Raw genomic sequence first — 8,725 nt, 5'->3', positions numbered from 1 at the left:
GTCCTTCCACTCGTCCGGCGCATAGCCCATCTGCATCGCGCGGGAGCGGTGGCCGAAAGCCCGCAAATCGTCGGGCGCGAACCAGCGCGCGCTGCGCAGCGCTTGCGGGGTCTTCCTGATTTTTGGTTCGGTCATGACGACACCTGCGAGACGGCATTGCTGGTCATCTCACAGGCAGTCCCGGTCGGGCAAGTCCCTCGCGAGATCAGGCGGCGTTGCCGCTTCCCCAATTCCGAACGGGGTTCGCGCGACGCTCGGGACCGCTGTAGTCTGGATCGTGGCCTTCGCGCCGGTCGAACGGACCGGTGCGCAGCCGGACGAAGAACGTCTGCACTTTGGCGGCAAGCCGCTCGGCGGCCGTGGCGACGCTGGCCGAGGCGTTGCGGATATTGCCGGCGGAGCGGCTGGTCTCGCCGATCGCGCCATTGACGGTGGTGATACTGGACGCAAGCTGCTCGGTGCCGGACGCCGCCATATGCACGTTCTCCGAGATCTCGCGGGTCGCGGCGCCCTGCTGCTCGACGGCACTCGCGATCGCGGTGGTCACCTCGTCGATCTGGCGCATTGCGCCGGCGACCTGTTTGACCGAGGCGACCGCGTTGCCGGTCGAGCTCGGGATGCCGGACGTGCTGGCCGATCTCGTGCGTTGACTTGGCGGTCTGCTCAGCGAGCGATGGCTATCGCGGTCACGTTACAACCTTTGGCTGATGCCGCGGCACGGCATTCCCCGATTTGTCTACCCAGTATCGGGCATATGGAACCCGGACCGGCAATCGCTTTTTGGCGGGAATGCGACGGCGCCTCCCCGGGAAAGCGCTTGCGGCACCAGTCGAATTCGGGACAAGGTCGACGAATTACCGCTGACGACGATTCCGCGTCGGCGCGGGGGAATTGCACCGTGGCCAGGATATTGGTCGTCGACGACGACCCTGTCATGCAACTCACGATCAGGCTGTTGCTGGAACGGGCCGGCCACGATGTCGTGGTGGCCGGTGATGGCCGCAAAGGGCTCGCGGCGCTCGACCATGGCGGGTTCGACCTGTTGCTGCTTGATATCTTCATGCCGGCCATGGACGGGTTTGAGACCATGAGGCTGGTCCGCCAGCGGCGGCCCACGCTGCCGATCATCGCGATGTCCGGCCGCCCAACGACGCCGGATCCCAGCCCGGAGCCGGACTTCCTGATGATGGCAACCAAGCTCGGCGCGGTCCGCAGCCTGCCGAAGCCTTTCAAGCCGGCGGCCTTGCAGGCGCTGGTAGCCGATTGCCTTGCGGAATGTGACGCCGATCGTCTTGCCGATTCGGCTGGAGACGCGAAGCCGGATCGTGATGCTGCATCGCGCCACTGATACCGAGGATACCGAGACGGCCTCGCCCGTCGTGCCGAAGCGCCTGCCGCGCGGTATCACGACACGGATCACGCTCGCCACCAGGCTCGCGGTCGCGATGATCCTGCTGGTCGGGATCACCGTGACCGCGGTCGGATGGCTGAATTACCGCAACCAGGAGCAGGAGCTGTTGCCGCGCGTGCTCGATCGCGTCGAGACCCATTCCAAGCTCGTCGCGGCCGATCTTCAGTACTATATCCGCGGAATCCGCGCCGATGTGACGACCTTCCGCGCCCACGCCGCGGCGCACGGCATCGTGCTCGCGCATGTCAACGGCGGTATCGATCCGGTCGACCACCTCTCCGAACAGGCCTGGCGCGAGCGCCTGCTGACCCGGCTGGTCGCCTATCTCGGGGCCAAGCCGTCCTACTCGGAGTTCCGCTTCATCGGGGTCGAAGACGGCCATCGTGAAATCCTCCGCGTCGAGCGGTCCGGACCAAACCGCGCGATCCGTGTGGTGCCGGACGACGAGTTGCAGCGAGTCGGCGACGAACCCTACTTCGACGAGACGCTCAAGCTGCCCCAAGACGAGATGTACGTCTCGCCGGTCGCCTTGAACGAGGAGAACGGCGTCATTGAAATCCCCTATGTACCGACCCTGCGGGTCTCGGCCTCGGTGCTGGCGCCGGACGGCAAGCCGTTCGGCATCGTCACGGTGAATATCGACATGCGCCCGGTGTTCGACCTGATCCGGTCGCTGCAGCGGCCGAGCGGGCAGATCTACGTGGTCGGCGCCAATGGCGATTATCTCGTCCACCCCGACCCGGCCTGTGAATTCGGCTCGCAGGTCGGCTCGCCCATGAACTGGCGGAAGGATTTCCCGTATTTTGCCTCGCTGCTCGGCTCGATGCAGGGCTCGGCGCAGATCGTGACCGATGAGGCGGGGCGGCTGGGTGGCGCTGCGTTCGCGCCCGCGAAACTGGCCGGCAAGCAGTGGATCGGGGTGATCGAAACGATGCCGAACGACGCCTTCATGGCGCCGACGATCGCGACCCGCGACGCCTCGATGCTGGTCGGGATCATCGCCATGACGTGCGCGGCGGCGCTGGCCGTGATCATCGCGCGCTCGCTGACCCGGCCGATCAAGCAATTGACCGCAGCCGTCGAAGGCATCGGCCGCGACGATCCCGTCGCCATCCCGATCGATGCCGGCGGCGAGACCGGCGTTCTGGCACGGGCGTTCGCGCGCGTGATGAGCGAGACCAAGGCCAAGGCCGCCGAGCTCGAACGCGAGGTCCGTGAACACCGCTTCACCGAGGCGGCGCGGGATCATCATGCCGCGCGCGAGCGGCTCTACAGCGCCGCCGTCCAGTCGTCGAACGACGCGATCATCACCCAGTCGCTCGACGGCACCATCACCGGCTGGAATCCCGCGGCGGAACGGCTGTTCGGATATTCCGCGGACGACGCCGTCGGCCAGGCGATCGATCTGATCGTGCCTGCCGAGCGCACGGCGGAGGTGCACGAGATTTTGCGCCGGATCAGCCGGGGCGAAAGGATCGAGCATCATGAGACGGTACGGCTGCGCAAGGACGGCAGTCCGGTCCAGGTCTCGCTCGGGATATCGCCGATCAAATCTCCATCCGGACAGATCATCGGCGCATCCAGGATAGCGCGCGACCTCACCGAAAGCCGCAAGACCGAGCTGGCGCTGCGGCAGCAGATCGAGGAACGGCGACGCATCTTCGAAACCTCCCAGGACCTGATCATCATCTCGGATTCCAAGGGCACGATCGTTCAGGTCAGCCCGAGCGTCGAGATCATTCTGGGTTACCTGCCCGAAGACATGATCGGCCGCGACGCGGTCAATTTCGTCCATCCGGATGACCTCGACATTGGACGCACGACGATGCGCGCGGCGCGGCACGGGCAGCGTCTGCGCGACATCGATTTACGCTACATCCACAAGGACGGGCGGCCAGTGTCGCTGTCCTGGATGGGCGCATGGTCCGAGCCGGTCAAGCGGCATTTCTTCGTCGGCCGCGACATGACCGAAAGCCGGCTGGCGCAGCAGACGCTGCGCGAGAGCGCGCAGCTGGCCCACAACATCATCGAGACCGCGCTCGATGCGTTCGTCCAGATGGACGAGAGCGGCGCCGCGCGTGACTGGAATTCGCAGGCCGAGAGGATCTTCGGATGGTCGCGCAAGGACGTACTCGGCAAGGACCTGATCGACCTGATCGTGACCGGCGACGACAACGGCGAGCTCAAATCCGCGCTCGGCCGTTTTCTGGACTCGGGCCAAGGCCTGATTCTCGGACGCCGCCGCGAAATCATGGTCCGGCGGCGAGACGGCCGGGAATTTCGGGCGGAGCTCAGCGTCACGGCGCTGAAGACGCAAAGCGGCTTTCTGTTCAACGGATTTTTCCGTGACCTCACCGACAAGATCGCGGCGGAGGAGAGAATCCGGCAGTCCGAGAAGATGGAGGCGATCGGTCAACTCACCGGCGGCATCGCCCATGATTTCAATAATATCCTGACCGTCATCACCGGAACCATCGAAATCCTGGCCGATGCCGTGGAACAGGAACCGCAGCTTGCCGCCATCACCCGGATGATCGACGAGGCGGCCGCGCGCGGCGCCGATCTGACCCAGCACCTTTTGGCCTTCGCGCGCCGACAGCCGCTGGACCCGCGCGAAATCGACATCAACACGCTGATCATCGACACATCGAAGCTGCTGCGGCCGACGCTCGGCGAGCAGATCGAAATCGAATCGGTCTTCAACGAGGAAGCCTGCCTTGCGATCGTCGATCCCAACCAGCTTGCGACCGCAATTCTCAACCTGGCGCTCAACTCGCGCGACGCGATGCCTGACGGCGGCAAGCTCATCCTGGAGACCGGCTCGGCCGACATCGACGAGGATTATGCGGCCATGCACGACGACGTTCGGCCCGGCCGCTACGCCATGATCGCCGTCAGCGACACCGGCAAGGGCATTCCCGCCGGGATCATCGACAAGGTGTTCAACCCGTTCTTCACATCGAAAGGCCCGGGCAAAGGCACCGGCCTCGGCCTGAGCATGGTGTATGGCTTCATCAGGCAATCCGCGGGACACATCAAGATCTACAGCGAAGAGGGTCGCGGCACCACGATCAGGATGTACCTGCCGCCGGGCAGCGGGGCCTCGCTTGCACCGGAAGCCACCGGCTTCGCGACGATCGAGGGCGGACACGAGACCATCCTGGTCGTCGAGGACGATAGGCTGGTGCGCGACTATGTGCTGACGCAATTGCATTCGCTCGGCTATGTCGCGCGCGACGCGGCGAACGCGGCCGAGGCGCTTGCCATCATTCAGGCCGGACACAATTTCGACCTGCTGTTCACGGATGTGATCATGCCGGGCACGATGAATGGCCGTCAGCTCGCCGACGCTGCCGCGAAAATGCGGCCGGATCTGAAGGTGCTGTTCACCTCGGGCTACACCGAGGATGCGATGGTCCACCATGGCAGGCTCGACTCGGGCGTCCTGCTGCTCGCGAAGCCTTATCGCAAATCGGATCTGGCGAGAATGATCCGCAAGGCGCTCGACAACTGAAGCCGGCAGCCAGCTTCGCCTCCTCAGCCTCGCCTGAACCTTCCGCAGGTGCTCCTGGTGCGCTCAGGACGCGCGTTGGGCGGTCATCACGATCCGCACCAGGTCCGCGGCGTTCCGCGCGCCGAGCTTCTTCATGATGTTGGCGCGGTGATCCTCGATGGTCCGCGGGCTGATCCCGAGAGTTCGTCCGGCTTCCTTGTTGGAGGCGCCGGAGGTGAACTGCTCGAGCACTTCACGCTCACGGCGCGTGAGCGGCTCCCGCCCCGGAAAATGCAGCGAGGCGATGCTCGAGGCGGAGCTTTCTGCCTGCCTTCGTGCATAGGCTCCGATCGCCTCATCCAGTCTTGCCACGATTTCGCTGCCGCGGAATGGCTTCTCGATGAAATCGAGAGCGCCGTTCTTGATCGCCTTGACCGCCATGGCGATGTCGCCCTGACCCGAGATCATGAAAATGGGCGCTGGATAGTCCTCACCGTGCAGCTCCTTGAGGATATCGAGGCCGGACTTCCCGGGAATGTGAACGTCAAGCAGGATGCAGGAAGGGGTGCGGCTGCGCGCCACCGCAAGTAGCGCGGCGCCATCCGCAAAGCAGATCACCTGATATCCGCCGGCCGACAACACCATCGAAAGCGTATCGCGAACGGCAGGATCATCATCAACTACGAAGATTTCGCCGCGGGAGGCTGGTTTCTCATTCATGTGCCATCGTCCCCAAAGAGTAAAACATGACGCGCACTCACCGAACGATATAGCGCCCGGCGCAGAATCGACCCACCGTATTTGTACGGGACATGAGCTTAACCCACAAGTAGCGCGATGGATACTATCACCGCAGAGAAGGAGAAGCTCCATGCGGAAGGCAAATGGAGGCGTCCGGAACCAAGATGACAACCGGACCGACAGCTTCGGTGCGATCGCGTCGAACCTCGAACAGCTGATCGCGCAGGTGCGCGCCAGCATCGGGGTGATCGAAACGATGGTTATGCGCGAAGCTTATGGCGGAAACGAGGAAAATACCGCCGATATCTTCGTCCTTGACGATGTCATGCCGCGCTATGCGAAGGCGAATGCTGCGCTGCACGAATGCGATGCGAGCCTTGCCGACGCCCTCAGGCTTTTGCGTGACGACACGGCGCCGCAGCCCACGCCGCGACAGGCAGGGGTGGTCGGTCTGGCCGCGCACGCCTGGTCAGCTAGAGCCTCCCGCTGCGATTGAAGCAGAACGGAAACTCCGGCCTATGTTTTGACGCCTTTTCTTTCTTCACGGAGCCGAGGTCGCCGCGCGTCCCTATCGAGGTAGGGCGCAGACTCTCGCTGAAACGAACGTCCAAGCCTGCGCCGATCCGTCAGAGCCGGTGTCGCGCCGCGACACCATCAACCACCACGCCGCCCCAGGTGTGGATCACCGGCAGGCCCATCGCGGTCTTGCCGAGGTTCGCAAGACAGATGCGCAAAGCGGCGAGATCAACCGGCTTCGGCAGGCTTTGCAGATCGACGCCGAGCGACCTCGCATAAGACCGCGCGGCGCTGCGATGGGCTGCGTCCATGCCGCTGATCACGACCACCGTGCCGGCAAATCGCGTCTCGGCCATCGCAGCCAGGACCTGGGTGCCGTCGCCGTCATCCAGCATCAGATCCAGCGTAACGCAATCGAACCGCGCGTTCCGAATGTGCTCGATTGCTTCCCGGCATGATCGCGCCAGCGTCACCGCGTGCCCAGCTTGCTTGGCGGCGATCGAGATCAGCCGGCGCTGCATCGCGTCGTCGTCAACGATCAGAAGCTGAAGCGCACGCCGCTCACTGCCCTCCGGCATGCCCGACAATTCGGGCGAAGGACTGGAACTGACGGGCATTGTGGCCTCCGGTGGATTTCTTCGCTCCACGCATACACGACCTCTGCTGTGGGCAGGTAAACCGGAGCAATGAAATCCGGCACCTCGTCTTCAGAAATTTTGCAGAAGTATCCGATGCGGGCCCGCGGAACGCGTCAGGCGCTCAGCATCGCATCCTTGTTGGATGGATTGGCCCGCTTCTTCTTGTTCTTGCCCTTGAGGAACTGGATATCCATTTCCGAACCATTCACCCGAACGAGCTCGCAGCGGCGATAGGCGAGCCCGGTCGACGACAGCAGCAGAAAGAATTCTTTCAAGTTGAGGCCTTGAATGGAGCCCTCCAACAACAGGACGGCGTCGTTGTCGGAGATCGCGCGCAACTGACAATCCCGTCGCCAGGTGCCGTCGATCGCCATGATGCAGACGTCATAGCCGCGGCTGAAGGTGACGCGATCCGAACCCTTGTTTTCCTCTGACATGGCTAAAGCCCCGCGATCGCAGAAAACTTCGGCGCTGCCGCCTCGAGCGGCCTGAACTTGGCAAATCCCGCGCGCTGCTCGTTCGGCCGATAAAGCCCCCGCCGTTCCGGAAACGGCTTGAACGCGTCGGTCAATCCGACCACGGTTTCGGCTGCGCCGAGTACCAGAAATCCATCCGCCTCGACGGCCTTGGCCAGGCGGTTGAAAATCGTCATCTTGGTTTCCTGATCGAAATAGATCAGGACGTTCCGGCAGAAGATCACGTCGAAAACACCGAGGCCGGAAAAGTCGTGCAGCAGGTTGAGCTGCCGATGCTGCACCATCGCGCGAATGTCGGGGTTGATCTGCCAGAGCTCGCCGATCTGCTTGAAATATTTGACCAGCATCTGAATTGCGAGCCCGCGCTGCACCTCGAACTGGCTATAGATGCCGGCCCTGGATTTCTCGAGCACTTCCTGCGACAGATCGGTCGCAAGGATTTCGACGCGCCAGCCATTGAGTGCCGCGCCCATTTCCTTCAGGCACATCGCGAGCGAGTACGGCTCCTGTCCGGTCGAACCGGCAGCGCACCAGATCCGGATGCTCTTGCGGCCGGCGCGCGCCCGCAACAGCTCCGGCATGATGACTTCGCGGAAATGATCGAACGGAATCTTGTCGCGGAAGAAGAACGTCTCGTTGGTGGTCATCGCTTCGACAACCTGGGCCGCGAGCGCAGCAGCTCCGCTTTTCAATTTCTGCACGAGCTCGCTGATACCGGGCACGCCCGCCTTGCGCGCCAGTGGAAGCAAACGGCTCTCGATCAGATATTGCTTGTCGGCAGACAAATCGAGACCGGACTGGTCCTTGAGAAGCTTACGCAAATACTCATAGTCGGGCGGGGTCACGGACGACCTCCCAAAAAAGGCAGGCAAAAGATCAGAGGGCTTCCGAAGACGTCGCCAGGATCAAACCGGCTTCCTGAAATTTCGCGGCCACGATGTCCTTGTCGAACGGCTTCATGATGTACTCGTTGGCGCCGGCTGCAAGCGCGCGCGAGATGTGGTCAATGTCGTTCTCGGTGGTGCAGAACACCACCTTGGGCCCCTCGCCGCCGGGCATGCGGCGCAGATTGCCGAGAAACTCGTAGCCGTCCATGTTCGGCATGTTCCAGTCGAGCAGCACCGCCTCTGGCAGCGCCCGCTTGCAGGCCTCCAGCGCTTGCGCGCCGTCCTCGGCTTCGACGATCTGGAATTCCAATTCTTCCAGAATGCGCCGAGCGATTTTTCGGACCACCGCCGAATCGTCGACTACCAGACAAGTTCTCATTGCAGCCTTCTCCCAGGTCGGACGTTGCAGTCAGCTAAGCGGCCAGCGAAGGCTTGACCGCGAGTTCGAGAACACGATCGACATCGAGGACGACCATGAGGTGTCCGTCGAGGCGATGGACGCCGCCGGCGAGCTTGGCCATGCGGGGATCGAGGTTGACGGGGTTTTCCTCGCGGCCGTCGTC

8 protein-coding genes and 2 pseudogenes are annotated in these 8,725 nt (G+C 63.3%); 3 read left to right on the top strand and 7 right to left on the bottom strand.

All coding sequences use genetic code 11. The annotated features are described in order from the left end of the window. Window positions 1-205 precede the first annotated feature (205 nt). Window positions 206-674 (bottom strand): annotated as a pseudogene (locus WCB02_RS10245) (methyl-accepting chemotaxis protein); the annotation flags it as partial. Window positions 675-898: 224 nt separating this feature from the next. Between WCB02_RS10245 and WCB02_RS10240 the strand changes: the two are divergent. Together WCB02_RS10240 and WCB02_RS10235 are read left to right on the top strand one after the other, a co-directional pair. Beyond that, on the top strand, window positions 899-1,348 hold the full coding sequence (locus WCB02_RS10240; RefSeq protein ID WP_423957962.1) for a response regulator: 450 nt from the start codon (window positions 899-901) through the stop codon (window positions 1,346-1,348). A gap of 97 nt (window positions 1,349-1,445) precedes the next feature. Beyond that, the gene (locus WCB02_RS10235; protein WP_423957964.1) at window positions 1,446-4,925 is read left to right on the top strand and encodes a PAS domain S-box protein; all 3,480 of its coding nucleotides are present in this window, start codon (window positions 1,446-1,448) and stop codon (window positions 4,923-4,925) included. A 63-nt stretch (window positions 4,926-4,988) separates the two neighbouring features. On the opposite strand, the gene WCB02_RS10230 is transcribed toward WCB02_RS10235, so the two are convergent. After that, complete coding sequence (locus tag WCB02_RS10230) at window positions 4,989-5,624, bottom strand: response regulator transcription factor (protein WP_423957961.1); 636 nt, start codon at window positions 5,622-5,624, stop codon at window positions 4,989-4,991. A gap of 151 nt (window positions 5,625-5,775) precedes the next feature. Between WCB02_RS10230 and WCB02_RS10225 the strand changes: the two genes are divergently transcribed. Beyond that, window positions 5,776-6,141 carry a hypothetical protein gene (locus WCB02_RS10225; protein WP_423957959.1) on the top strand — a complete coding sequence of 122 codons (366 nt, stop codon included), beginning with the start codon at window positions 5,776-5,778 and terminating at the stop codon, window positions 6,139-6,141. A 130-nt stretch (window positions 6,142-6,271) separates the two neighbouring features. Here the strand turns inward: WCB02_RS10225 and WCB02_RS10220 are convergent, their stop codons facing one another. The 5 genes and pseudogenes from WCB02_RS10220 to WCB02_RS10200 form a co-directional block, all read right to left on the bottom strand. Then, window positions 6,272-6,778 (bottom strand): response regulator, encoded by a 507-nt coding sequence (locus WCB02_RS10220; RefSeq protein WP_423957958.1) that lies wholly within the window; start codon window positions 6,776-6,778, stop codon window positions 6,272-6,274. Between the two features lie 134 nt (window positions 6,779-6,912). Then, window positions 6,913-7,236 (bottom strand): PilZ domain-containing protein, encoded by a 324-nt coding sequence (locus tag WCB02_RS10215; RefSeq protein ID WP_423957957.1) that lies wholly within the window; start codon window positions 7,234-7,236, stop codon window positions 6,913-6,915. Between the two features lie 2 nt (window positions 7,237-7,238). After that, window positions 7,239-8,120 (bottom strand): CheR family methyltransferase, encoded by an 882-nt coding sequence (locus WCB02_RS10210; RefSeq protein WP_423957956.1) that lies wholly within the window; start codon window positions 8,118-8,120, stop codon window positions 7,239-7,241. A 31-nt stretch (window positions 8,121-8,151) separates the two neighbouring features. Beyond that, window positions 8,152-8,541 (bottom strand): response regulator, encoded by a 390-nt coding sequence (locus tag WCB02_RS10205; RefSeq protein WP_423957954.1) that lies wholly within the window; start codon window positions 8,539-8,541, stop codon window positions 8,152-8,154. 34 nt (window positions 8,542-8,575) lie between these two features. Beyond that, window positions 8,576-8,725: pseudogene (locus WCB02_RS10200) on the bottom strand (chemotaxis protein CheW); the annotation flags it as partial.

The sequence above is a fragment of the Bradyrhizobium sp. genome, from assembly GCF_049581145.1.
GTDB lineage: Bacteria > Pseudomonadota > Alphaproteobacteria > Rhizobiales > Xanthobacteraceae > Bradyrhizobium.
This window is presented reverse-complemented; position numbering and strand designations above follow the sequence as displayed.

What these genes read in the sequence shown, in the direction of transcription:
- WCB02_RS10235 (WP_423957964.1), top strand. Translation starts at nt 1,446, where the DNA reads ATGATCCTGCTGGTCGGGATCACCGTGACCGCGGTCGGATGGCTGAAT.
- WCB02_RS10230 (WP_423957961.1), bottom strand. Translation starts at nt 5,624, where the DNA reads ATGAATGAGAAACCAGCCTCCCGCGGCGAAATCTTCGTAGTTGATGAT.
- WCB02_RS10225 (WP_423957959.1), top strand. Translation starts at nt 5,776, where the DNA reads ATGCGGAAGGCAAATGGAGGCGTCCGGAACCAAGATGACAACCGGACC.
- WCB02_RS10220 (WP_423957958.1), bottom strand. Translation starts at nt 6,778, where the DNA reads ATGCCCGTCAGTTCCAGTCCTTCGCCCGAATTGTCGGGCATGCCGGAG.
- WCB02_RS10215 (WP_423957957.1), bottom strand. Translation starts at nt 7,236, where the DNA reads ATGTCAGAGGAAAACAAGGGTTCGGATCGCGTCACCTTCAGCCGCGGC.
- WCB02_RS10205 (WP_423957954.1), bottom strand. Translation starts at nt 8,541, where the DNA reads ATGAGAACTTGTCTGGTAGTCGACGATTCGGCGGTGGTCCGAAAAATC.